This window comes from Paenibacillus selenitireducens (genome assembly GCF_002021565.1).
GTDB lineage: Bacteria > Bacillota > Bacilli > Paenibacillales > Paenibacillaceae > Paenibacillus_K > Paenibacillus_K selenitireducens.
Genome location: NZ_MSZX01000001.1, coordinates 472567 through 496899, shown reverse-complemented (window position 1 = coordinate 496899; position 24333 = coordinate 472567). Strand labels below are relative to the sequence as shown.

Sequence of the window (24333 nt, the reverse complement as noted above, 5' to 3'; positions counted from 1 at the left end):
GGGGATTCTCCAACACTTGGCTGTTAGCGTATGTTCCTCGTCGTTTACTTTGCGACCTCTTGACCAGCAATCCGGCCGAAGGTAATAATATCCGAAATGGCATTTCCGCCTAGACGGTTCGTACCATGAACAACGCCTGTTACTTCTCCAGCGGCGTACAGTCCTGGAATAACTTTGCCTTCTGTCGATAGAACATGTGCTTTCGTATCAATGACCAATCCACCCATGGTATGATGGACCGACGGAACCGCTTTTTGAATATAATACGGACCTTTTTCCAGCGATACCAAACCGCCACGATGGTTGTAATCAAGATCCTTGCCAGTTTTCGCATACGCATTGACTTTGCTTATAGTCTCTTTCAATGTCTTAACATCTACCTTGAAGAAATTAGCCGCATCTTCAATCGTATCAGCTTTATAGAGCATTCCCTCTTTAACTAATTGATCATACTCATCTTGGTGCACTTCGATCGTCTTGCCGATATCGGCGATTTCCTGATTCCAGAATTGGTAAGCGTAACGGCCTTCTTGGGCGAGAATAGCCTTAGATATGACATCGCGGCGTTCCAATTCCTCTACAAAACGTGTTCCCCCTTGGTTAATCAGGATCGCACCATCAAACCGCGAATCGGCCACAAGTGAGATCACACCTGTAACAGGGTCACAGATCGGATAGGTTTGAATATTCTCCATATTCGTAATGTCTGCGTTAATGGCTTGAGCCATAATAATTCCGTCACCCGTCGTCCCTGGCGTGTCCGTAGACATATAGCTCTCATCCAACGCAGGATTATATTTCTTACGCATCTCAATATTAGAGCCAAATCCACCAGTCGCTATGATAACGCCTTTATTCGCATGGAAGGTCACCTTTTGACCATTTGTACTCGCTTCAACGCCAACTACTTTACCGCTATCATCCGTTAGTAGTTTCTCAGCTTTCATGTTCGTCTTGATCGTAACTCCAAGTACTTCGGCCTTGGTCTTAAGCTTCTTAATCAATTCCGCTCCTGTATGGCCGACAGGAATCAAAGCACGCTTACGGGAATGTCCCCCGAACTGGAAGAGGTGATCGGATAAGAACTCCACTTTTACCTCGTCACGCAACCATTCGGCTGAAGCAAGGGCATTCTCGGATAGAATCTTCACGATTTCCGGTTGGCCTAGATTGTCGCCGCCCTTCATCGTATCCTGATAATATAATTCTGCGCTATCATCGGTAATGCCAAGTGCTTGCTGAACCCAGTTGTTAGGAGCATTCATCTCCCCACCAGAGATCAATGTGTTACCGCCAACGGTCGGCATTTTTTCCAAAATAACTACGCTTTTTCCAGCCTCTGCTGCTTCAAGCGCTGCACTAAATCCGGCACCGCCTCCGCCGATCACGACAACGTCGTTTGTTTGCTCCGAATCTTCGGTCTGTTTTACATCTGCTGCTGCACTGCCTGCCATCAACGCAATTCCCGATTTAGCAATCGCATCTTGAATGGCATCTAAATACCCTTTACTCGTCACACTAGATCCGCTAATAACATCTACATCTGCACTATTTGCCTGGATGACATTTTCCTTCAAGTGGGTATATACAGGCTCCGATAGAACTTCATTTTCCTTTTGCTCCAGAACCTTCACATCCATAATTTTCGCATCCGTAAAGGTTACCTCAACTTTAATGTCACCATGCTTACCACTACCTACCCCAATGGCCGTCGTCGTACCATTCGATGCTTCCTTTGCGTTTTCTTTCGAGCCGCAAGCGGTCATCGTGAATACAAGCGCCAGCACCATAAAAATGGACAATATTCTTCCTGTGTGTCTTCTCATAATTCCTCCCCTGAATACGGTTTGTACTCGTATTATTGACATTGTGAAAAAATGTACAATGTGTATTATAGGCTATGCATCTCCAAAAGTATTTGCACATTTCGGATTTTATTTATACATTTTGGACAAGTGATACTTCTCATTTAAAGATGGAATACAACATGATGTAATAAAGACATGAACTCAATACAACGAAAAATCACATTATATGCCGGGGGATGCTTTCTCTTACTATTCCTTGCGTTGTTAGGCGCCATATCCTCAGAGATGGAACGAACGATCGTCCCACTCAACGAATCACTGACACAGCAAATCGTCAATGCCCGCAGTGAACAAATATCCTATTGGTTTCAGCAGCGGATTGGAGAAGTCGAAATGCTTGCCACACTTGCGGCAGATCACCACTGGACGCGAGATGAACTGTTAATCGAAAGTCGCAAACTAGAGCAACGACGCGCGCTTGACTACGAGTCCATTCGGATCGTCGATCTTAAAGGAAACTCATGGACGTCCGATAGCAAAGCCTTCTCTATTTTAACGCGAGACTATTATAAAGAACTGATTTCGTCAAATGCTCCCTGCGTTGTAAGTAACGTTATTGTTTCCAGAGCCAACAAAGCGGAGATTGTCGTCATTCTATATCGTATTGAACCACTAGTGAATGAAGATGCAGCTTACATCGCAGCCGCCGTTCCCATCGGTAAAATGAAGGAAATCGCTCAAGACATTACGGTTTATGATGGCAGAGGGTGGCTTATCGTCAATTCGGGATCCCTAGAACCAGAAGAATCCAGAGCTACCATGTCCACCTTTACGGCTTCGATCGCCGGTGTTCCGGGCTGGAAACTCATCTTTCAAGTGCCGAAATCCCAGCTTACCCAAGGTATGACGAAAACCCAGTGGTCGGCCCTTATCATGGGGAGTGTAGTAGGTATCTTCTTTTTGATTCTCGTCCTATTACTGGGTTCCTCCATAGCAAAACCGATTCAGACGCTGCGTCAATTGATGAGACAAGTGGAAGACGGTGACTGGAGCGTGCGTTCCAACGACAAGCGACGCGATGAGATTGGAGAGTTAGGGCGCAGTTTCAATCAAATGCTCATTAAGCTGTATCAATCGCAGCAAGAGAAGAAGGAAATAGAGCTGCAGATGATTCACGAACAGATTAAGCCCCATTTTCTGTACAATACACTGGATACGATTCAATGGATGGCTGCAAGTCATGACGCAAATAATGTGGTGGACATTGTAGAATCCTTAAGTACGTATTTCCGGCTTGGGCTCGGCAGCGGCAGTCAATTTGTAACACTGGACCAAGAATTTCAACATGTCGAAAGCTACTTAAATATCCAATGTGTTCGATATGATGATATTCTGGAATACGAACTAAGCTATGATGAGCATTTGGAACAACAGCAAATCATTCGTTTCATTCTTCAACCACTCGTTGAAAATGCGATCTATCACGGAATCAAGCCACTGACAAACCAGAAAAGCAAAATATCCATTCGTGCCTATGAACGAGGGGATCAGCTGATTGTTACCGTCCAGAATAACGGAGTAGACATTCCTGAATCCAGGCTGACATCACTTCAGGAGGCATTGCGGAACGGAAAAAAAGACAGAAACGAAGAGATCGGTTTCGGTCTATATAGTGTCAGCCATCGTATCAAACTTGCTTATGGTGAACTTTACGGTTTGCAGATCAGTAGTGGACAAGGGTTAACCTGTATGACGATAAATATACCACTTGGAGGTGACAAGTCATGTGGCAGGTCCTAATCATGGATGATGAGAAAATCATCCGTAATGGGTTGCTGAAATATATCCAAGAGAGTCGGCTGCCTTTTGAGCCATCCGGAGAAGCAAGGAACGCTGCTGAAGCGCTAACTCTTATTGAGCAATCAACACCAGACGTCATTCTGGCGGATATTAACATGCCAGGTTTGAATGGTCTCGATCTGATCCAACTTGTAACGAGTCGTTATCCTGAAATGGTCGTGGTGATCATTAGTGGGTACGATGATTTTAAATATGCGCAAAGAGCCCTGCAATTGCATGCTTTTGATTACTTACTGAAGCCGGTACCCAAGAGTGATCTAAATCGAATGCTTGTTAAGTTACACGATCACTTGTGCAGTCTTCATCCGGACGAAGATACGAAGCTCAAGAAAGAGATGACACAGGAATCGCTTCCGAATTCCTGTGATCTCTCGCCAATTATGATGAAAATAACAGAATATATCCACTATCATTACAATGATCCGGAACTGGCCGTACCTCATGTAGCGGAGTTATTTCATATTAATTCGAATTATTTGAGCAAACGCATGAAAAAAGAGGTTGGGGTATCTTTTCTGGAGTATTTGACAGAGCTTCGCATCTCGAAAGCGAAGGAAATATTGGACGACTCCATGCAAAATATCAAAATTGGCGATTTGGCGATCAAAGTAGGCTATACGAATCAATATTATTTCAGCCGCCTGTTTAAAAACCGGGTAGGCGTGTGTCCGGTAGATTATAAAAATAGCATCAGAACGAATATGCATGGGCAGTAGAGATACCAACAGTCAAGTGAAGCCCTATTTAACGCGAGAAGATTTGATGAAGAAGGAAATCATTAAACCAACCATAGCTATAATTAGAGTGAATATAAAGGAGTCCTGTACTCCCGCTGTTAATGAAGCTCCAATTGAAGAAGGGTCAGATTGATCCGTTATATTGCTCATATATCTTTTCTGAGAAGCGGACATAATCGTAATCGCAACTGCAGTGCCAATTGCTCCCGACATTTGCTGTAATGTATTCATTAAGGCAGTACCATCTGGGTAAAGATTTTTTGGTAATTGATTTAGTCCATTTGTCTGAGCAGGCATCAAAACCATCGATACACCTATAAATAGAATGGAGTGCATCACAATCACCATACTAACCGGCGTTTCTATGGTGACATTTGACATGATCCATAACATGATAAGCATGATCGCAAATCCAGGTATAACAAGTCCTCTTGGACCGAATTTGTCAAAGATACGACCTGTGATCGGGGACATTAATCCATTCAACACACCACCTGGCAACAAAACAATCCCCGCGGAAAATGCAGTTAATGCTAGCCCTGTTTGCAAATATAATGGCAACAAAATCATCGTGGACATGATTACCGTGAAGCAAATAAATACGGCCAATAAACCTAGAGTAAACATTGGATATTTTAATACACGTAAATCAAGCATCGGTTCATCCATTTTTAATTGTCGCAAAGAAAACAAGGTAAGTGCAGCAAGGCCTATAATGATCATCGTAATCACAATCGTGCTTCCCCAGCCATTCTCACCTGCGCTGCTAAAGCCATAGACGATTCCGCCAAAACCAATCGAAGATAGGATTATCGATAATATATCAATTTTGGGCTTAGTTATGGTCGAAACATTCTGCATATACAATATACCCGATACCAACGCAAGAATAAGAAACGGTATACAAACCCAGAAAATCCAATGCCAAGTCAGTTTTTCAAGAATTAATCCTGAGATTGAGGGTCCAACTGCGGGTGCAAACATAATGACTAACCCTATTAGTCCCATTGTTGCACCTCTCTTATTGATGGGAAAAATCAATAAGATCGAATTAAACATCAGGGGCAGCAATAATCCCGTACCTATAGCCTGAATCACTCGAGAAAACATTAATACTTCGAAGCTTGGTGCAAGAGCTGCGACTAGTGTCCCAATAATTGAAAAAATCAATGACACAATAAATATTTGACGTGTACTAAACCATTGAAGTAAGAGACCCGAGACAGGAACTAATATCCCCAAGGTTAATAAATAACCTGTTGTCAGCCATTGAACCGTGGAAGAACTAATAGAAAATACTTGTATTAAATCCCCGAGAGCCATGTTTAAAGCCGTTTCACTGAACAATCCAATGAAACCAGCAATTAAGAAAGAAATTAATATTGGAGTCGTTTTAAGCACTTTTGTTTGCTGTGTTTCTGCTGTTGATGACATAAATAATACACCTCAAATTTTATTTTTTCATAAGCTTGTCTTTACGACTCGCCCGTTACCGAAGTAAACATTTCTAGTAACTGTCCGCCAATCGTTATCGCCATACTGGTCGTTAATAATGATTCTCATTATCAATATAAAGTGTAACAAGGACTGAAACAAATGCAAATACACCAATCACGAATGCTATATGCATAATTATCTAATCCAGGCAGAATTTTGAGTGTCTACTTGGAGACTGCTGCAAAAGTTCAATTTTTTCAGATCAACATGACAGTCAAATAAAAACGAGCCTCTAGAATCGCTTCTAGGGCTCGTTTCGCGTTTAGAGAGACATATTTGTACCCCTAAAAGCTTTGCTTTTTTGGAAATGACCACTTTTGCAGCAGTCTCTACTTGGAGGCTTTCATTGCTCCGTTTTTTATTTATTATCTATAACTTTTCTCTCCAATTCCATAAAATTATCTGCAGCCAGGCGGATAGCCATGACGCTTCCTGTATTGAGGGAATTATCGAAAAATAGAACATGATTGTTTTTCACGGCCTTCAATGAGTTCCACACAGCTAAAGCTTCTTTTTCTTTGACTGCTGCCTTTGCAACCTTAAGATCATGCTGAATAATAATGTAATCCGGATTCATCTCCGACAAAGCTTCCAGAGAAAGCATTGCCGTGTCTTCAGGATATCCATCCGGCTCTTTCAAACCAAATCCCATTGCTTCATTATAGTATATCGTGTTTTTAGTCCCTTGAGCCGTAAAATTGGCTTTGCCGTCAACCCTCAGTAAGGCGAGGCTATTATTTTTCAGATCACCCAACTGCTCTTTTGTTTTCTCAATCACTTCTTTGGTATCCTTGATAAGCTGCTCCGCCAATTCCTCTTTGCCGATAATCTGGGCGCAAATCATCGTTGCATTTTCCCAAGTATCACTGTAGTCGATTTGGATAACAGGAGCAATCTTGCTTAACGCATCATAATTCGCATCAATATGGCCTTTGAAGGTTACGATCACATCAGGATTTGCAGCAATAATCGCTTCCATAGTCAAGTCCCTTCCGCTGCCCAAATCTACTATCTCGGCCGTTCCAGCATAAGGCTGCAAAGTAGCGAATTCCTTCATCGCATTCACTGCGTTACCAGAGGCGATCGGAGGCGTGTCCAACGCGAAAAAATAATCCAAATACAAGGGATGGAGAACTGCTATACGCTCCGCCCGCTCTTTAAGCACTACTTTGTTGCCAGCAGCGTCCGTTATCGTTCTTGGCCATGCGCCCTTCTCGGGCATGCCCGCTTCAAGCGCACTTGCCCCGCTTGGCTGCCCATTTTCATGCACATTGGCAGCGTTTGTCGAAGGCTTGTTCCCCGCAGGCGCACCGGAACATCCGACCAGCGCTCCGATCAGTATTACAAGCGGGACAACCAGCCAAATTCTTCTATTCATGTCACTTCCTCCAACACAGTCTCATTTTAGGTATACAAATGCTTCAACAGCTCACGATTTCTTTGCACGAACAAGTCATTGTGCGAGGACACCATCCCGTACGCATTGGCATCAGGAGAAATATATTGCTTGGCTTTATTCACAGCATTCGCTGCATCCTGGAATGCTCCCGCAATCAGATGCAGCTTTCCTTCATGGTGTAGAACATCCCCCGCTGCATAAATGCCCGGCACTGATGTCTCGCTCATGGATGAGCCTGCAATCCAATAATCCTTCAGCTCGATTTTAACCTCGCTGTTAGTCAGCAAATCTTTGTCGCGTTCATAACCGTGATTAATAATCACCTCATCTACCGCCAGCTCAAATGTCGTCCCATCCTCGTTTCTTTTCAGCGCAACGGTTTCAATTGTTTTATGATCCGTCGATGCGATCAGCTTTTCAATCGATGTGTTTAGCATACACGCAACAGAACTGTTTCCAAGACGCGATATTTCAGCCTCATGGCCCTTTAATGTATCTTTCCGATATGTTAAATACACGCGCTCGGCTATCGGCTCCAATTCATTGGCCCAGTCAACGGCTGAATTTCCGCCACCCGAGATCAAAACCGTTTTCTCTTTAAAACGTGAAAGCGATTTTACGGTGTAATGCAAATTAGTAACTTCGAATCGCTCTGCGCCTTCGATATCCAGTTTAATCGGTTTTAGAATTCCTCCGCCAATAGCCAAGATCACCGTCTTTGAGCGATGTGTCTGGCCGGAGGCGGTATGCAAAACGAAACAGTCTTCTTCAGCTTTGGATATGGATACAACCTTTTCCCCATGTACAACTTCTGGCTGGAACGTCAATCCTTGAGTAACCATTTGTTCGATCAATTGCGAGCCGGGAACAGGTGTTAATCCTCCCACATCCCAGATCATTTTCTCCGGATAGACATGCACTTTACCGCCCAGAAAAGGCTGAAATTCTATGATTTTCGTTTTCATTTCACGTAAACCGCTATAGAATGCGGCGAACAACCCTGCTGGTCCGCCGCCTACAATCGTGACATCAAACAATTCCTTATCATGCATCGTACAATCTCCTCACTTTATATAGGATATAGCTGATTAGATTTTCTACATGCCAGATGTTAAATGCCTAAATGCTCCTTCAAGGTCGAGCCTGTATATTCGCCTCTGAACAAGCCCTGTTCTACCAGCTGCGGCATCAGCTTTTCAAAAAATAATTCCATCGATTGTTCTGACCCGCCCGGAAGAGCGATAAAACCGTCGATCGCGCCTGCTTCGAACCGTTCCATAATATCGTTTAGCACGTCCTCAACTGTTCCAACCGAAACCCAGTGCGCAGAACCTAAGACCTCCGGTCTTGCCAAAACCTCTCTTACTGTAGGCTGATAGTTTACAATATATCTCCGAAGCAGTTCGGCATGCGTTCGGCTGCGGACGGGTTGATTCGGGTCGGGAAGCAAATCTCCAGTCACGCGATCATTCAATTCAAAATTGCTTAAATCAAGGCCCAACACAGATTTAAGCGCTGCATGTCTACGATCGGTACTGAAGTGCGCGTTCGCAGCCTCGAATAATGCCTGTGCTTCATCACGGGTATCCGCCAAGAAAAAATAGAGTCCCGGCAAAACCTTGATCGAGTTCGGATGACGTCCATGTTCCTCCGCTCTTCTCCTCAGGTCGCTCCGTAACTCCACCCCCGTCTCAAGATCAGGCATCGCCGCAAAAATGGCATCCGCTACTGAAGAAGCGAAATCTCGTCCAATATCCGATGCGCCTGCTTGAAATAAAGGAATGGTTCCCGATTTATGGGCGGGTAGCGTGAGCGGTCCCTTGACACTAAAGAACTCACCTGAATGATTGATGGAGGAAACTTGATCCGGATCAGAAAATTGACCTGACTCACGATCAATTAGGATCGCTTCACGCGGGAAACTTGCCCAAAGCTCGCGCACTACATCCGTAAATTCCCTTGCTTTCTCATACCTCACTTGCGGAGAAGGCATAGGCGAATCACCGAAATTTCCCGCTCCTTCAATTGAAGTTACAATGTTCCAACCGGCACGCCCACGGCTAAGCCAGTGCAAAGACTGAAGCTGCCTAGCTACAACATATGGAGGATTGAAGGTCGTGGAGACCGTCGTTACCAGTCCGATCCGATCCGTCTCACGAGCAATCGCCGCAAACATGACCGTAGGGTCAGGACTGCCAAAATTAGCAGAATCACCTAGCATTTGCGGACTAATATAAAGATAATCTGCCCTGAACAGAAAATCGAGCTTTGCCTTCTCCGCCAGTTTGGCCAATTCAATATAATAATCAATCGACTCCATCTTCTCCACGCCGCTATCCGGATGCCTCCAGCTGTGTCCTTTCATCCAGGTTGCCGATAAAGAAAATCCGATGCATAATTGCCTATTTGCATTCACTTGCAGCTACCACCCTTTCCGTATGTAAAATGGTCATCCGCTCAGAAATCACGAATCAGATGCACATTTATGAGAACGAATATTGTTCATTATCAAACCTAATAATAACGATAATCATTCTCATTCAGTAGTGTAGCAAGGACTCCTCTAAATGCAAATACACAATTAACAAATTCAACATACACTATTATCAAATCTATCCGCGTTTTGTTCTTCAATGTAATGCACGAATCTGCTCTCAATTGTTATGATTATTTAGTTGATTGGCGTATGCTGAGGGAGACACACCGAATCTCTTTTTAAATGCTCTGCTGAAATATAGTGGATTACCGTATCCGACACTAACAGCAATATCGCTGATAGGAAAATTTCCTGTTTTAAGCAGTTCACATGCTCTTTCCATCCGATGTTGGATAACAAAGTCGATTGGACGAGAGCCTGTATATTTATAAAAAAAGTATGAGAAGCTTTTGGAAGTCATGGCATGTAATCCTGCCAACTCTTCAAGTGTTAACAAGTTCATGTAATTTCCTTTAATATATGCAATAGCTTCCTCGATCACGTCTATATTCGGTGAGGATCTGCGCTCTCGGTTCTTGTGACCAACCAGCACTTGATACATGATACTCAAAAATAATTCCTTCACACGAAGCTTTCCCATCCCTCCAGGTGTATGTGCATTCAGATGAAGCGTAGTCAGCAGTTCTATGATTCTTGGAATGGCTTCAGGTTCAAGCCTGAAATGAGCATTGCATTCATGATCGCTGTTTTCTGCACAGCTCTTGTCCAATCTATAGAAAACGGAGTAATACTCCAACTCTGATTCACTTGTAACCCTCGCTTCCATTTGCATGTCTGGAGCTGCATGAAATACTGATCCTGGCTGCAACTCGTAGATCGTGCCATTCACGCTTATCCTGACGGCTCCTCGGATGATAAATAGAAAGCCATGTTTGGCGGTTCTGAATTCACGAAGTATACTTTTTGGCTGAATGACTAAACGGTAAACACTGTCTATACCATAGGAATCATTAGCGAATATTTCTGCTAATCTCTCCACATCTATCAAATTTGCACCTACTTCCCATTAGGTATTATCCGTTTGGCTGAATCTATTAATCTCACCTAACTTTATTTTGACTCCGACTACAAGGATTACATCTACTTGGACAAGCTGGGCCAACGGATCAAGCAGGTATATATTACGCTTCACTTTCCGATTGTGCTAGAGAAGCACGAAATGCGGCGGATTCGATTTCACGAACTCCGGCATAGCTGCGCAAGCCTGCTGCTGGCCAATGGCGTAAGCAGCCTAAAATTGTTGAACATATAAAAAAGGCTTCCAATCCGCCTGAATGGGCAAATCAGAAGCCTGTTTTTGACGAGGTAATGCGGTCAAGAGGACTCGAACCTCCACGGGGGTAAGCCCACACGGACCTGAACCGTGCGCGTCTGCCAATTCCGCCATGACCGCGTATCAAGGGTTTGTGCCATCTTCCTCTGCGCAATAATCGTAAGTGTTCGCAAGACTTTTCTTTGAGCATGCGTAAGTCCCCGTATGGCTATACGGTTCGCTAAACGTATAGCTGCTAAATAAATCCGTGCGTACCTCGCGTTACGTAAGAATAATATTATCACGATTGGATTACCTCGTCAATTCGTTTACATACGAAAACGCTAAAAGCCATATCCAGCAATTTGATCTTCAAAACACTGAAACTATACGTTAATGCAAACATGCCGCGGCTATAACGGAGAATTCCCGTAAGTAATCAATTTCATCCCTCTTTTACTCGATCCATTCATAATGGTGGCCTTATTCAGCGGTCATGGCATCAGCTTTTGTTACATGAACCGTACCGTATGGATGCTCAGGCGGCGCATAGATAGCGTATACTTTAAGAGGGGTATTCCCCGTATTGGTAACATTGTGCCATGTCCCAGCAGGTACCATAATTGCATAGCCATCATAGGCCATTTCATGAAAATTCAAATTATCTTTCCTTTCACCCATCTGAACAAGTCCCTGACCTTCTTCAATACGTATGAATTGATCCGTTGTGGGATGAACTTCTAAACCAATGTCATCTCCAACGTTAATACTCATTAGGGTCACTTGAAGGTGTTTCCCTGTCCATATAGCGGTGCGGTAAGTATTATTTTGCTTCGTAGCTTGGTCAATATTCACTACAAATGGTCTTTGTCCATAATCTGTTAATCTATAAGGATACCCGTTGGTGTTGTTCCCATTGTAATAGTGACAATTCCAATTATGACTCCAATTGATGTTATTCCAATAGTCACGCATAGGATGATGCCATTGATATGGATAACAACATGAATTACGGTACAATATTCATTCTCCTCTCAGGATTGCATTGTTTATTTTCATTCTATGCACTTGCCTATCTAAAGGTTTGCCGTCTTCATAACAAAAACACCTCCGTTTACGTTTTTAACGCAACAGCGAGGTGTTTATACATACGAATATATTCGTCAACAATTCTTAGTTTTTCAAGCTTTGGATCGGTGCAGGGATCTGCCCGCCACGTTTGATAAATTTCATCGGTGAATGGGTATTCACTCGCATCACGGGTCCGGTTCCGAATAAGCCGCCGAACTCTAGTTCATCGCCCTCTTTCATCCCGATCGCAGGAATGACGCGTACGGCTGTCGTCTTGGAATTCACCATGCCAATCGCGGCTTCATCCGCAATGATTGCCGCAATCACCTCACTTGGTGTATCCCCTGGAATAACGATCATATCGAGACCTACGGAACAAACCGCCGTCATCGCCTCGAGTTTCTCTAAGCCAAGTGCACCAGAACGAACAGCGGCAATCATCCCTGCATCTTCCGATACGGGAATGAACGCTCCAGATAGTCCTCCTACACGCGAAGAAGCCATGACGCCCCCTTTTTTGACGGCGTCATTGAGCATCGCAAGCGCGGCTGTCGTTCCATAGCCACCACAAGCTTCCAACCCAATTTCTTCTAGGATATGTGCCACCGAATCTCCGATGGCAGGCGTAGGTGCAAGCGATAAATCCACGATTCCGAACGGAACGCCCAAACGTGCACTCGCTTCCGTTCCTACGAGCTGCCCCATTCGCGTAATCTTGAATGCGGTCTTCTTAATGATATCTGCCACTTGCGTCAGATCCATATCATCCGGCGCGTTCGCAACGGCAGCCCGTACAACCCCCGGGCCAGACACGCCGACATGAAGGACGCAATCCCCTTCTCCTACACCGTGAAACGCCCCTGCCATAAATGGATTGTCGTCGACTGCATTGCAGAAGACTACTAATTTAGCAGGTCCGAAGCAATGTTGATCGACGGTTAATTCCGCTGCTTCACGCACAATATCTCCCATAAGTGCTACCGCATCCATGTTAATTCCTGCTTTGGTAGAACCAATGTTTACAGAGGAGCATACATGCTCGGTCACTTGCAGCGCTCGTGGAATCGAATCGATAAGTTCACGGTCCCCTGCCGCAAAACCCTTTTGCACAAGTGCGGAGTATCCGCCAATGAAGTTGACGCCTACGGTCTTCGCTGCCTTGTCCAATGTTTTTGCATATAAGACAGGATCGCCCCCGCTTGCAGCAACCAGAATCGAGATAGGTGTTACCGAAATTCGTTTATTGATAATGGGAATCCCATATTCTTTTTCGATATCCTCACCGGTCTTCACTAGATCACGTGCAAGTCGGCATATCTTGGCATAGACTTTCTCGCAGCTCTTCCCGATATCGCTATCTGTACAATCCAATAAGGAAATCCCCATCGTGATCGTACGAATATCCAAATGCTGATCTTGAATCATTTGTATGGTTTCCAGTATTTCTTGATTGTTTATCATCGGAGTTACATTCCTTTGCTATTAGATACGATGCATCGAATTGAACAAATCCTCATGCATGACATGAATGACAAGTCCATGCTTCTGACCTTCCTGTCTCATCACGTCGGCAAGCTCTGAAAAATTGCAAGTAATTCGATTGATGTCCACCATCATAATCATCGCGAACATATCCTGTAAGACGGTTTGACTGACTTCAATAACATTGGCTTGGTAATTGGCACAGAGGGTACTCACACGTGCAAGAATGCCGACCGTGTCTTTCCCCGTTACGGTAATCACTGCTCTCATCTTCATATTTCCTTCCATCCTTTGACTTCGTTCCTATCGGTTGTTTTTTTTATAATAATTGGGCATAACCAAATTAAATGCGATATCAATTATCACACTCCAACACCTGTTAGTATAAACAAAAACACCCCAGACCCTTTCATTCATCGAAAAATTTCGAGAACTACAGGATCCGAGGTGTTCTATTCATCAATCTATCGTATATGTTCTATTTTCGGTTAGTCGAATAAATCTCCGAATACATCCAACACCGATTTTTTCTTCTTGTGTTTGTTGTAATGAGGTGTGTTGTGGTGATGCGACGAATCCTGTGATTGCTGTGGGTAATAATCGTCTCGTGACTTCGTCTCACGCTGATCGTTCCATTGATTAAAATCCTGGCGGATTTCACGCACACCACTCATAAGCTTCTCTAATTCGCCACGATCGAGCCACACACCCTTGCACTGAGGACATACATCAATCAAAATTCCGTCTTTTTGAATCTCACGCATACGCATGTCATTACATACTGGACAATTCATTCAAATCCTCCCTTGTACGTCACAGGTCTTCAGACCAGGTTCATCTAACAATACGTCCTGCAGGACAAGAGGTTTCAATGAAGGCGTCCAAATTCACATTATTCGAATGGATTTTCACGTTCGACGGTAAATGGACGAATCGAGTATTCGCGACTTAACTTCACGATTCGCTTATTCGGGCGCCGGATCATGACATGCGACACATCCCATGCCACGACAATTCCGATGACATCGTTTATTTCCAAGGCATCACGTACGACACGCACCTTTGTACCGTCTATACGATATTGATTCAACTGCTCTTCTGTCAGGACTTCCATGCTAAGGCATCTCCTTCTTCAAAAAAGAGACCGAACAATTGTTGTTCAGTCCCTCGGCCATGTTTATTGTTCAACGTGTTTCTTCGAATCATTAGTCTCATACCAGTAATCTAATACCTTCGACGACATTACCCGATTACGCACATAATTCACTTGATGCATCGTAAATTGTCCTGCCCACGCATATCCAAGCTCATCGCACAACTTTACGATCGTTAACAACTCAGACCATGCAACATAACGTTTGTACCAGAAAAATTGAGGGTGTTCAATCATATAGGGATAAAGATCGTCAAAGTCGGTATGCTTACAATCTAAGGCACGCTCAAAATGAACCTTCGCATCATTTAGCTTATCCAAAAAGAATTGCTCAGAAACATGTTCGTTCCCCATAGTTGGCTCCTCCCTTCGCTTATCCCTTATTATAAGTCAAAATCAGTGTGGATGAAAGGGACTCTTTTGACCACAATAGAATTTGTAAAAGTTTTGGCGTATCGAAACTAAACTTCAAATTGAATCTGTTGATTCTCAAGTGACTTAATTTTCACTAATGCTTCTAGGCGTACGCCTTGTTCTCGTATCGTTGCTGCGCCTTGTTGAAAGCATTTCTCGACCACAACTCCCATACCTGCCAGCGTCGCACCGGAACGTTCAATAATTTTAATGAGACCTCGTGCTGCATCCCCGTTCGCAATAATATCATCAATGAACAGAATATGATCATCAGACTTCAAAAATTGGCGAGATACCATGATGTCCGTCACGATCCCCTTCGTAAAAGATGGAACACGTTCACTGAAAGTCTCCGTATCACCAACGAGTGTCTTCTTCCGGCGTGCAAAAACCAGCGGCACACCTAATTCCGCTGCGACAGCAAAAGCAACTGGAATGCCTGAAGATTCAACCGTGATGACTCTTGTCACACCGCTTTCCCGAAAACGTGCAGCTAATTCCTTACCCATCTCCAGCGTAAGCTTCGGATCTACTTGATGATTTAACAAAGCATCGAGCTTCAACACTTGATCCGATATGACGACGCCTTCTTCTAAAATACGTTGTTTCAACGATTCCATACGCTACACCTCCGAATGTGACTTATGGTAGTAAAGTTAACATATGAATGAACATGATTCAAGCAAAAAAAATTGAAAAAGTGGAACTTTTCGGTTCTATTCTCGTCTAATTATAGTAAGCGCAATTACATTTTCATTGAGGAGCTTGATCCAAATGAATTTTACATATCGCAAGGCCTGTATCGCTCTCGTTCTATTCACCGTTGTTTTGTCCGGTTGCGGCAGCAAATCCAATGAAGCTTCAGCACCCACCCAAGTGGCAGCGGCGAATGCCGGCTCGGATGCTAACTCCCAACAAGGAAGTACGGATTTACCTACAAAATCCACGGATACGAAGGATGTCCTCCCGCAATCAGGCAAAAATAAGTTAGAAATATCCTCCTCTAAAGAGGCTGGCAATGCACCATCAAAGGATAAGAGCAATACCCCGAAATCGCAAGGTAAAAAAGTGGATGAGCCTGCTTTTGACCCGGAACACCCAAAACTGTGTAATATCGCACTCTTTGATACTAAAGATTCCGTCGTTAAGAAGCTCGGCAAACCAACTGACCAATACACGATGGACAACGAGGACTCACCACTTCAAGTCTATGAATACCAAGGCTTTACGGTTGGGTTTCATCCGTCCCACGGTGTTGAATTTATCGAAGTATCCGATAAAGGTATAGCTACTGGTCTACGAGGTATACGCGTTAATAATCACGCCGATCACATTATCAAAGCCTTAGGGAAGCCGAACAGCGAAACGGAATATGTAATTAGCTATGAAGCGAAGGACGGATTACTCAAGATCGATATCGATCCGATGACCCGCCTCGTTCAATCCATCAAATTATTTAGTACAAAGGCTGTGTAGATCCAAGATCTATACGGCTTTTTTGCGTCTACTCATAAGTATAATCACAATGATAACCACAATTAATGCGACAATCGTGATGCTGTGCGCAATATTCCGTTTGACAAATCCATGAATAACCGTCCAATTCGAACCGACAAAACGCCCAATGGTAACAAATACAAAACACCAGACTAAAGCCCCGATACTAGCAAACCCCAAATATTTCACGAACCTAACACGCGTCACCCCTGCTAAATAACAGGTCACATGGCGAATGCCTGGAATGAAGTAGCCGAAAATAATACTTAAACCTCCGTATTTATGGAACCATAATTCGGTCTTCGCTAAGCGATCCGGTGTCAAATGAATCCACTTCCCATACCGCTGCAGTAATCCGCTTCCCACATGACGACCTACCAGATAGCTGATCATCATGCCTGTCATACTCCCCAAAAAACTAACGATTAAGACATTCATGTACGTAAAATGATGACCGTGAGCCGACAACCCGCCAACCGTTAACATCAATGTCTCATCAGGAACAGGAATCCCAACGATACCGCATGCTAGCAATAAAAATAATGCCAAATATCCGTAGTTGCTGATAAAGTTTAAAGCTTCGTGCATGGTACCCCCCCTTTGTTTTCCGTTTCCCTCGCCATAGAAGCTCACATCATAGTTCCATACCAATAAGAGTCATGTCCAACAAAAGTCCAACATACGCTATAAAGAAGGACAAACTGCATCATTGGGGGCGGAAGCCATTGAGAAACATGATTAAAGTTATGCAAATCGCTTTTACTTATATTGGAACGATCGTTGGTGCTGGGTTTGCAACGGGTCAAGAAATTCTGCAATTTTTCACACAGTATGGTAGGTTTGCACCTCTGACGATACTTATTGCGACAGTGCTATTTGTATGGCTTGGCACAAAAATTATGCTACTTGCCCACGAAATTAAAGCTACATCCTATGAGGATCTGAATAAAGAATTATTCGGTGCGCAAGCAGGGAAGATCATTAGCTTCTTCTCGATGATCGTTCTGATTTGTGTGAATAGTATTATGTTGGCAGGTGCCGGTTCTTTGTTCGTCGAGCATTTCAATATCCACTATCAGACAGGCTTGCTTGTAACCTTATTCTTTTCCTTCCTATTGCTCCGCAAAGGGATGAGCGCTATTCTTACGTTGAATTCGATTGTCGTTCCATTTATGCTGCTTTTTACAACACTCATTGTGCTTAACACGATAGAGTCCCCAACAGCAAGCCGTTGGATTACCTTGGTCGTCGATAAGAGCTGGACAGCAACATGGGCCGCGCCATTTCTATATACCGCTTTTAACCTGGCTATGGCCCAAGCTGTCCTTGTCCCTTTGGGTGCACACATGCCATCCAAATCCGTGATTCGCATAGGCGGGTGGATTGGCGGGATCGGCATCGGATTTATGCTGTTATCGGGACATTTTGCCTTATCTGCGTATATGCCCGGCATTACACAATTCGAAATTCCCATGGGTAATATCGCGTACCAGCTCGGACTCTTCGCCCAAATGGTATATTTGATCTTGATCTTCTCAGAAATCTTCACGACGTTTGTGGCTGATGTGTACGGTGTGACATTGCAGTTGAAGCAGCGAATCCCGCTCTCCATCACCGGGATTACCCTCATCCTTATGATTATCTCCTATACGATCAGCCAATTTGGATTCAGCTCACTATTGTCGGTATTATATCCGTTGTTCGGTCTGTTCAGTCTTGTCTGGCTTGTCATGATTGCCATGAAAAAACACAAAAGCAAAGTAAGCCTTTGATCCTTGAATACGTTAAAACAAATGCGTTCTAATCCGCTAAACGGATCACGTCAGCTTCAGGGAACTGCTGCTTCACGGCCTCAACAACATGCGCATGGCACGTCATCATAATCACCTGGTGCTGCTTCGTTAGCGGCTGAAGTACGCGAAGCGATTGACGCAATCGTTCGGCATCGAAGTTAACGAACAGATCATCCAGCAATAAAGGCATATTTGAATGGCTTGCAAATGTATCCGCAAGGGCGAATCGCATCGCCAAATAGAGCTGTTCAGCCGTACCGCGGCTGAGCAGGGCGCTGTCTAGTAAGCGGCCTTCCTTCGTCTCGACTAACATTTTTCGTTCGCCTAACGGTGCGATGATTTTCCGATATCGACCTTCGGTCATACTCGTAAAATATTGTGTTGCTAGTTTCAACACCTGCGGTTGTTTCTCTTCTTCGTAGATGCGACGCGTACGTTTGAGCAAGGAGGAGCATATGGCATAAACTGCATATCGATCGGTTAACGAACGAAGCTCTGCCTTTTGTTCTTCTAAGCGCTGGAGCGCATCTGTATGTTCGCTTTGTTGTCGGATGGAATCCACTTCATTCAACAAGCGCCCCCTGAACTCCTGCTTCTCCCGATATCTCTCTTCATAAGCTTGGGCCTCTTCTCTCATGTGTTGCAGCTTGCCATCTAACGCTTCGCGATCGTAAGCTTCTAAGAGATGCACCATATCTTGCATCGAAGTTAGGCGATATTCTGTCGGCTGAAGCTGATATTCCCGGAGAATCTCTTCCAGCTGACCACGTCGTTCCATGATACGTGCATTCCGTCGAAGTTCTTCCTCATCTTTGGCATGCGTTTCAATCAGGAGTTGCGACCACTTTCGTTGAACCTGTTCCCTGCGGACGGTCAACTCTTCTTCTTCCTGCTCAAGCTGTTTCCATTGCTCCAGCTTTTGGTGATGTACCCATTGATTTTCCTTGTAGCGGTTGAGCTTCTCTTGATAAGCCCGAAGCGCATACACAAGGTCATCATGCCGATCATATTTGGATAAAAGCAAGGAAGCACATGCAAGATGGAATTCCTCGATTTGTTCTGACAGTCCTTTTTCCTTCATACGGAATTTATCGATCTGTTGGAGCAGCAATATTCCTTGTTCTGTCCTTTGGAACACGTCTAGTACCGCGTCAGGGGACAATGACTCTGGCAGCGATATACTTCGGAGCCATCCTTCCCATTCCCGCATTTGGTTCGTTGCTTCCATCGAAAGCTGATCCATTTCTTGTTCCGCATCGATCAGCTGCTTTCTTAGCTTTTGCTCCATCTCGCGATATTCTTGCAGCCTTTCCTGCTGATGCTCTTGATCACGCAGCCACTCAAGCCAAGCATCTACGATTCCACGCAAATATGTCATCTGCTCGTCCAGGTCAAATTCTAGTTCCTTAAATTCCGATTTGAGCCTGTTTCGACGAGAAGGGATAGCTTCATCATTCCAGCTTGAATCCTCCACTGCAACACCCGCAGAGGTCTGGGGATGAACTACAAGTTCACGAATAAGCCGGGATATGTTCACGATCGTGTCTGACTCTTCCGATTCGGCCTTCGGTTGATCTGCGAAAGAGCGGTAAGCTCTGCGCTTGCTTCGTTCGCGTGTGGGCGATGCTTGTACGCTTTTCGTCATCACATTTGAACCTAACCCCATGAATATCATCAAGTCCACAAAGAGTAAGACGACGAATACACCGATTCCCCCTTCGAATTTCCGAAATGCCAGCAGAATGGCGGGAGCCAGCAGGGTAAGACTTCCTGTAATCATCAAGAGCTTCGTGCGAAGGGCCCGCATCTGTGCTTGCGCCTGTTCTCTGCCGATTTGTTCTACGGCTTGGTGATCCCCCTCACCAACAGAAGCCATTTGCATTCGTCGCCACTTCTCTACCTCTTGCTGCAATTGCATCCACAGCCTTTGTCCCTCTTCCTTGGACGTCGGACGCATTATCGCAAATTTCTTCGCTCCCGCTTCACGAAGCTGGGTGCATTTCTGTTCCCATGCGTAGATATCCGCAACAGCCACCTCGAGCTGTCGGCCAAGCTGCAGTTCCTCGAGGTGAATGCTTTCAATATGGCGATCCGCGGCAGCAATACGTTCCTTCTCCTGACGAACCCGTTCACGAAATAGAATGGAAGCTGAGAAATCGTGAAGCTGCTCCGGCGTCCATCGTGGATCAATCAGACGAAGGATGCGGACCAATTCGCGTTCAGCAGACTCGCGTTCGGTCTGAACCTCTCGAAGCTCTAAGCGTTTGGATTCCACTTGATCCACCATCTGAACGAGCCGATTCACGGTCGTGATTTGCATCAAAGCTTCCTCATCGTACTCCAACCCAGTCATCTCAACCTGCAAACGATCTTTCGTCTGCATCGTTTGTTGGAGCTGAATTTCGAGTTGATCTTGATGCTGTTGGATAACCGACATACGTTGTACGGCTTCTTCTGCGAAAGTCATAAACTCGGGGAGTTCTGCTAATTCTCGTTCTGCCATTTGCCACCGGACCCATATCTCACGCATACCCTGTGCTTTGAGCATCAACGCTTCTTCTTCTCGCATCGCTTGAAGGTCCCGCTCCATGTCTTGAAGGTTATTCTCTAGTTCCTCTAACGTACGGACACGATCGTTGAACGCCTGCAAATACGATTTACTCTTACGAATTTCTTTTTCCAATTGGTCAATCGCTTGCACGGTTTGATTCATTTGCTGGTTTCGGCCTTTGGGTCGAAATAATTTATCCATCTCTTGCGTAAGCTTACGCTCCGCTAGAATCATATCGCGACCGCCGCCCATACCGGCATGAAATAAAAACCCGCTGATTTCATCCGACTGCAACGTGCGTATTTCTTGAAGCTCAGATAAAGACACGGCGAATAGACGGCGAAATAAATCCGAAGATAAGCCGCCAAGCAGCTCACGTTCCAATTCGCTTTGCGTGTAAAAGCGTACATTTCCCTGTACATCCGTCTGCCGAATGGACAGGCTTTGCAGTTTCCCATCCCCCTGCTGCGGACCCACCGATGAACGGTCATATCTTTCGATCATCCACTCCTGTCCAAGATGGTCTATGATCTTGAGTTGTCCGCCGTGAAGACCGCCATTGACAGGCTCGTACCGATCCGCCATATAGGTTCTTGTGGGAATTCCGTAAAGCATTGCACGAATAAAACCGAGGATCGTACTCTTTCCTGCCTCATTATTGCCGTAAATCACCGTGACCGGTGCTTCCATCTTCAGCTGAACTTGATGCTTCGTACCAAATCCATTCAAATACATTTCACGAATAATCACGACGCATCGCCCCCTGCTTGGCCCTCTGAGGCATCCTCCAGTAGTACGGCAGCCAATTCTCGAGCTCGCTCAAGCCAGGTTTGTCCTTCGCTATTCACCATGTCTTCGGTTAATTGCCGAAGCCTCGCAGTTCCTTGCACTGAAATGAGGGATTCATTCATTAATTCCGTAAATAGATCGACATCTTGTTCTGCCTGTATGGATAGACGGAATAATTCCCCCAGAAAACTATCTTGTTCCTTCAAAGTTTCCATATCCAACGCAAGGCCTGTCTGTACTTGAAGCGACTCCACCCATATTAAATACGATTCCGATGCCTCTGCCCGATGTTCTTCTTCCTCACGCAACGCTTGAAGCAGTTCCTGTACAAAGCCAGGCTGTTCCAGCTTCCGATGCAATGGACCTCGTCCTGTCATCATAAAACGTACAATCTTCATTCGATCTTCTGAGGTTTCACGTAAACGCTCCATCGCAAGATCCAATCGATTCTTGAGTTCCTGCTCGGTATTCACACCTTCAATAGATAGATTCACTACATGCCACCGTACATCATCCAGTGGACAGAAGGTAAGTTCCGCTTGCTTGTCCGCTGCAACATCTACGATATAACATCCCTTTGCGCCATGTTCTTTGACACTGCGGCCCTGAATATTCCCGGGATATACAATCCAAGGCTCTTGCTCATGCAAAATTTCGCGCATATGAATATGGCCAAGCGCCCAATAATCAATCCCTGACTCGATTAACTCTCGCTTCGCACAAGGTGCATAGTTATCATGGTTAGGATCGCCGTCTACATTTCCATGCAAAAGTCCAATATGGTACAGCTCGCTATGGGGCAATCTTTGATACGATTTGGCGACGTTATCGTTCAGCGCCATGCTGGCATAGGAAATCCCGCAGACAACGGCCAAAGGTTCAACACTTCCTTCTGCTGCTGCATCCGTATCCACTTGAGATCGACCGCCCCTAAATACCGTCTTCGCCGTGACTTCCTTTGATCCAAAGAAATGCACGTTAGCCGGCCAATCCAATTGGGCTTGAACGCCATCCTCAGGATCATGATTACCATGGATGATATACACGGGAATGTGATGTCCAGCAAGTCGTGAAAGCCCGCGTTGAAGACGAAGCTGCGCACGTAGAGATCGGTCCGATGCATCATAAATATCACCGCTAAGCACGATAAAATCTACATGTTCTCGTATCGCTAAGTCGATGAGATTCGAGAACGCGGTAAAAGTAGATTCCCTTAAGCGTTCGCGATAAGACTCCGGAACTTGTGCCATTCCTCGAAATGGACTGTCCAAGTGGAGATCTGCCGCATGTAAAAACCGAAAGCTTGCCAATCCATTTCCTCCTAACGCCGTTATTCTTTACTTCAATTTAGTCCAAGCCCGCCACTATACACTCGGTTTACGCTTATATTGCAAATATATTTTCTTCAGTTGATTTACAACACGTGACAACGAATATGATTTCTTGGCTTTCTCCCAACCCGCACGCGATAATTGATAACGATAGGTTGGATCGCTCATCACTTTCTCCAAAGCGTCAGCAAGGGCCATCGGATCATCCGGCGGTACCAATAGACCATTCACACCGTCGTCAATTTGTTCGGCGATACCTCCGACATCCGTACCCACCAGAGCAAGCCAGCACAATGCAGCTTCGGCGAATACCGAACCGAACGCTTCCGCGCGGGACGGTAGAACGAAGATATCGGAGAACGGCATGAACTGTTCCGGGTGCAGCATATACCCGTAGAATATCGTCTCATCATAAATGCCCAGCTTCTCTGCCAATTCCTCAAGCTCAGGGCGAATCGGCCCATCACCGATAATATGGAGCACATACGTCAAATTACGTGCCTTCAGCTCCGCGCATGCTTTTAGAAGGATATCCAAGCCTTTGGCAGGGACGAGTCGACAGACGGTGATCAGTTGAGGCACTTCGTTTTCATGCGATATCGGTTTGAATCTTCGCTCATCATATCCGTTCGGAATGACGATAATACGTTCAGGGTGATCCATATATGTAGATAAAAATTGTTTGAATGAGTTCGATACGGTGAGGATCTGATCCACATGATGTTCCAATTCACGGTAAAGCGAAGTCAGAAAACGATGTTCTACGCCGCCTTCTTCGATTTTGCCATTCAGAATCAATTCTCGTTCATAACTCGAGTGGATCGTCATCACGACTGGCGTGTTCGGGAACAATTGCTTAAGCACCCAACCTGCAATAGGATGATGAGCGTGAATCACATCGTACGTTTGATTTAAGCGCATTTTAGACCACCAGAGGTAGTCACGAATCGTCTGAATGTATTTTTGAACCGTCGCATTCTCTTCATATAGATGCCAATCGAACGTCGCAAACTCGATTTGTTCTTGGCCTTTGTTCCGAATTCGTCTGGGGAGCGAGAATATTTCCATCTCCCAATTCGGTTTCTGAAACCGTTCCTGAAAAAAAGGAATCATAGAAGATACGCCACCAGGTTGCTCCGGTGGAAAGAACAACGCTTGTAACAGTTTCATACCAATGCCCTCCCAAATATGATATAGTAACT

The 24333-nt window shown here is 44.9% G+C and carries 22 protein-coding genes and 1 tRNA gene; 5 read left to right on the top strand and 18 right to left on the bottom strand.

What is annotated here, in order from left to right:
- Window positions 1–44: 44 nt before the first annotated feature.
- On the bottom strand, window positions 45–1826 hold the full coding sequence (locus tag BVG16_RS02265) for a flavocytochrome c (RefSeq protein ID WP_078496901.1): 1782 nt from the start codon (window positions 1824–1826) through the stop codon (window positions 45–47).
- 177 nt (window positions 1827–2003) lie between these two features.
- Between BVG16_RS02265 and BVG16_RS02260 the strand changes: the two genes are divergently transcribed.
- Together BVG16_RS02260 and BVG16_RS02255 are read left to right on the top strand one after the other, a co-directional pair.
- On the top strand, window positions 2004–3608 hold the full coding sequence (locus tag BVG16_RS02260) for a sensor histidine kinase (RefSeq protein ID WP_078496900.1): 1605 nt from the start codon (window positions 2004–2006) through the stop codon (window positions 3606–3608).
- A complete protein-coding gene (locus BVG16_RS02255) occupies window positions 3593–4384 on the top strand; it encodes a response regulator transcription factor (protein ID WP_078496899.1) in 792 nt (263 codons plus the stop codon). Before BVG16_RS02260 ends, BVG16_RS02255 begins: the two co-directional genes overlap by 16 nt.
- A 24-nt stretch (window positions 4385–4408) precedes the next feature.
- On the opposite strand, the gene BVG16_RS02250 is transcribed toward BVG16_RS02255, so the two are convergent.
- The 5 genes from BVG16_RS02250 to BVG16_RS02230 all read right to left on the bottom strand — a co-directional run bounded on the left by BVG16_RS02250 (window position 4409) and on the right by BVG16_RS02230 (window position 10777).
- Entirely contained in the window at window positions 4409–5839 is a 1431-nt protein-coding gene (locus tag BVG16_RS02250; protein WP_078496898.1) for a DHA2 family efflux MFS transporter permease subunit, read from the bottom strand.
- Between the two features lie 421 nt (window positions 5840–6260).
- Window positions 6261–7280 carry an ABC transporter substrate-binding protein gene (locus tag BVG16_RS02245; RefSeq protein ID WP_078496897.1) on the bottom strand — a complete coding sequence of 340 codons (1020 nt, stop codon included), beginning with the start codon at window positions 7278–7280 and terminating at the stop codon, window positions 6261–6263.
- Between the two features lie 26 nt (window positions 7281–7306).
- Entirely contained in the window at window positions 7307–8353 is a 1047-nt protein-coding gene (locus BVG16_RS02240; protein ID WP_078496896.1) for an NAD(P)/FAD-dependent oxidoreductase, read from the bottom strand.
- A gap of 59 nt (window positions 8354–8412) precedes the next feature.
- Window positions 8413–9717: an NtaA/DmoA family FMN-dependent monooxygenase gene (locus BVG16_RS02235; protein ID WP_144027267.1), complete on the bottom strand. Its 1305-nt coding sequence runs from the start codon at window positions 9715–9717 to the stop codon at window positions 8413–8415.
- 238 nt (window positions 9718–9955) lie between these two features.
- The gene (locus BVG16_RS02230) at window positions 9956–10777 is read right to left on the bottom strand and encodes an AraC family transcriptional regulator (RefSeq protein ID WP_332888761.1); all 822 of its coding nucleotides are present in this window, start codon (window positions 10775–10777) and stop codon (window positions 9956–9958) included.
- 105 nt (window positions 10778–10882) lie between these two features.
- On the opposite strand from BVG16_RS02230, the gene BVG16_RS02225 reads away from it, so the two are divergent.
- Window positions 10883–11050, top strand: a complete 168-nt coding sequence (locus BVG16_RS02225; RefSeq protein ID WP_198957403.1) for a hypothetical protein — start codon at window positions 10883–10885, stop codon at window positions 11048–11050.
- A 57-nt stretch (window positions 11051–11107) separates the two neighbouring features.
- Here BVG16_RS02225 and BVG16_RS02220 read toward each other — a convergent pair.
- The 8 genes from BVG16_RS02220 to BVG16_RS02185 all read right to left on the bottom strand — a co-directional run bounded on the left by BVG16_RS02220 (window position 11108) and on the right by BVG16_RS02185 (window position 15790).
- Window positions 11108–11191 (bottom strand) — tRNA-Leu (locus tag BVG16_RS02220).
- 342 nt (window positions 11192–11533) lie between these two features.
- Window positions 11534–12070 carry a cupin domain-containing protein gene (locus BVG16_RS02215; RefSeq protein WP_078496894.1) on the bottom strand — a complete coding sequence of 179 codons (537 nt, stop codon included), beginning with the start codon at window positions 12068–12070 and terminating at the stop codon, window positions 11534–11536.
- A 153-nt stretch (window positions 12071–12223) separates the two neighbouring features.
- Window positions 12224–13579, bottom strand: a complete 1356-nt coding sequence (locus BVG16_RS02210; RefSeq protein WP_233146878.1) for a PFL family protein — start codon at window positions 13577–13579, stop codon at window positions 12224–12226.
- A gap of 24 nt (window positions 13580–13603) precedes the next feature.
- Window positions 13604–13879, bottom strand: coding sequence for an ACT domain-containing protein (locus BVG16_RS02205; protein ID WP_233146864.1), 276 nt, complete (start codon window positions 13877–13879; stop codon window positions 13604–13606).
- A gap of 212 nt (window positions 13880–14091) precedes the next feature.
- On the bottom strand, window positions 14092–14397 hold the full coding sequence (locus BVG16_RS02200) for a TFIIB-type zinc ribbon-containing protein (protein WP_078496892.1): 306 nt from the start codon (window positions 14395–14397) through the stop codon (window positions 14092–14094).
- A 98-nt stretch (window positions 14398–14495) separates the two neighbouring features.
- Window positions 14496–14717, bottom strand: coding sequence for a hypothetical protein (locus BVG16_RS02195; protein WP_078496891.1), 222 nt, complete (start codon window positions 14715–14717; stop codon window positions 14496–14498).
- A 63-nt stretch (window positions 14718–14780) separates the two neighbouring features.
- On the bottom strand, window positions 14781–15110 hold the full coding sequence (locus BVG16_RS02190) for a hypothetical protein (protein WP_078496890.1): 330 nt from the start codon (window positions 15108–15110) through the stop codon (window positions 14781–14783).
- Between the two features lie 107 nt (window positions 15111–15217).
- On the bottom strand, window positions 15218–15790 hold the full coding sequence (locus BVG16_RS02185) for a xanthine phosphoribosyltransferase (RefSeq protein WP_078496889.1): 573 nt from the start codon (window positions 15788–15790) through the stop codon (window positions 15218–15220).
- A 154-nt stretch (window positions 15791–15944) separates the two neighbouring features.
- On the opposite strand from BVG16_RS02185, the gene BVG16_RS02180 reads away from it, so the two are divergent.
- Window positions 15945–16646 (top strand): hypothetical protein, encoded by a 702-nt coding sequence (locus BVG16_RS02180; protein WP_078496888.1) that lies wholly within the window; start codon window positions 15945–15947, stop codon window positions 16644–16646.
- A gap of 9 nt (window positions 16647–16655) precedes the next feature.
- On the opposite strand, the gene BVG16_RS02175 is transcribed toward BVG16_RS02180, so the two are convergent.
- Complete coding sequence (locus BVG16_RS02175) at window positions 16656–17255, bottom strand: DedA family protein (protein WP_078496887.1); 600 nt, start codon at window positions 17253–17255, stop codon at window positions 16656–16658.
- Window positions 17256–17392: 137 nt separating this feature from the next.
- On the opposite strand from BVG16_RS02175, the gene BVG16_RS02170 reads away from it, so the two are divergent.
- A complete protein-coding gene (locus BVG16_RS02170; protein ID WP_078496886.1) occupies window positions 17393–18439 on the top strand; it encodes a YkvI family membrane protein in 1047 nt (348 codons plus the stop codon).
- A 28-nt stretch (window positions 18440–18467) separates the two neighbouring features.
- Here the strand turns inward: BVG16_RS02170 and BVG16_RS02165 are convergent, their stop codons facing one another.
- From BVG16_RS02165 to BVG16_RS02155, 3 genes are read right to left on the bottom strand one after another with little or no spacing between them, the layout of a single operon-like run.
- Window positions 18468–21761, bottom strand: coding sequence for an AAA family ATPase (locus BVG16_RS02165; protein WP_078496885.1), 3294 nt, complete (start codon window positions 21759–21761; stop codon window positions 18468–18470).
- Window positions 21758–23110: a metallophosphoesterase family protein gene (locus BVG16_RS02160; protein ID WP_078496884.1), complete on the bottom strand. Its 1353-nt coding sequence runs from the start codon at window positions 23108–23110 to the stop codon at window positions 21758–21760. Before BVG16_RS02160 ends, BVG16_RS02165 begins: the two co-directional genes overlap by 4 nt.
- A gap of 54 nt (window positions 23111–23164) precedes the next feature.
- Window positions 23165–24301, bottom strand: a complete 1137-nt coding sequence (locus BVG16_RS02155) for a glycosyltransferase family 4 protein (protein ID WP_078496883.1) — start codon at window positions 24299–24301, stop codon at window positions 23165–23167.
- Window positions 24302–24333: the final 32 nt, after the last annotated feature.

Coding starts and splice junctions, on each gene's coding strand:
- BVG16_RS02265 (WP_078496901.1), bottom strand. CDS start 1,826: ATGAGAAGACACACAGGAAGAATATTGTCCATTTTTATGGTGCTGGCG.
- BVG16_RS02260 (WP_078496900.1), top strand. CDS start 2,004: ATGAACTCAATACAACGAAAAATCACATTATATGCCGGGGGATGCTTT.
- BVG16_RS02255 (WP_078496899.1), top strand. CDS start 3,593: ATGTGGCAGGTCCTAATCATGGATGATGAGAAAATCATCCGTAATGGG.
- BVG16_RS02250 (WP_078496898.1), bottom strand. CDS start 5,839: ATGTCATCAACAGCAGAAACACAGCAAACAAAAGTGCTTAAAACGACT.
- BVG16_RS02245 (WP_078496897.1), bottom strand. CDS start 7,280: ATGAATAGAAGAATTTGGCTGGTTGTCCCGCTTGTAATACTGATCGGA.
- BVG16_RS02240 (WP_078496896.1), bottom strand. CDS start 8,353: ATGCATGATAAGGAATTGTTTGATGTCACGATTGTAGGCGGCGGACCA.
- BVG16_RS02205 (WP_233146864.1), bottom strand. CDS start 13,879: ATGAAGATGAGAGCAGTGATTACCGTAACGGGGAAAGACACGGTCGGC.
- BVG16_RS02200 (WP_078496892.1), bottom strand. CDS start 14,397: ATGAATTGTCCAGTATGTAATGACATGCGTATGCGTGAGATTCAAAAA.
- BVG16_RS02195 (WP_078496891.1), bottom strand. CDS start 14,717: ATGGAAGTCCTGACAGAAGAGCAGTTGAATCAATATCGTATAGACGGT.
- BVG16_RS02190 (WP_078496890.1), bottom strand. CDS start 15,110: ATGGGGAACGAACATGTTTCTGAGCAATTCTTTTTGGATAAGCTAAAT.
- BVG16_RS02185 (WP_078496889.1), bottom strand. CDS start 15,790: ATGGAATCGTTGAAACAACGTATTTTAGAAGAAGGCGTCGTCATATCG.
- BVG16_RS02180 (WP_078496888.1), top strand. CDS start 15,945: ATGAATTTTACATATCGCAAGGCCTGTATCGCTCTCGTTCTATTCACC.
- BVG16_RS02175 (WP_078496887.1), bottom strand. CDS start 17,255: ATGCACGAAGCTTTAAACTTTATCAGCAACTACGGATATTTGGCATTA.
- BVG16_RS02155 (WP_078496883.1), bottom strand. CDS start 24,301: ATGAAACTGTTACAAGCGTTGTTCTTTCCACCGGAGCAACCTGGTGGC.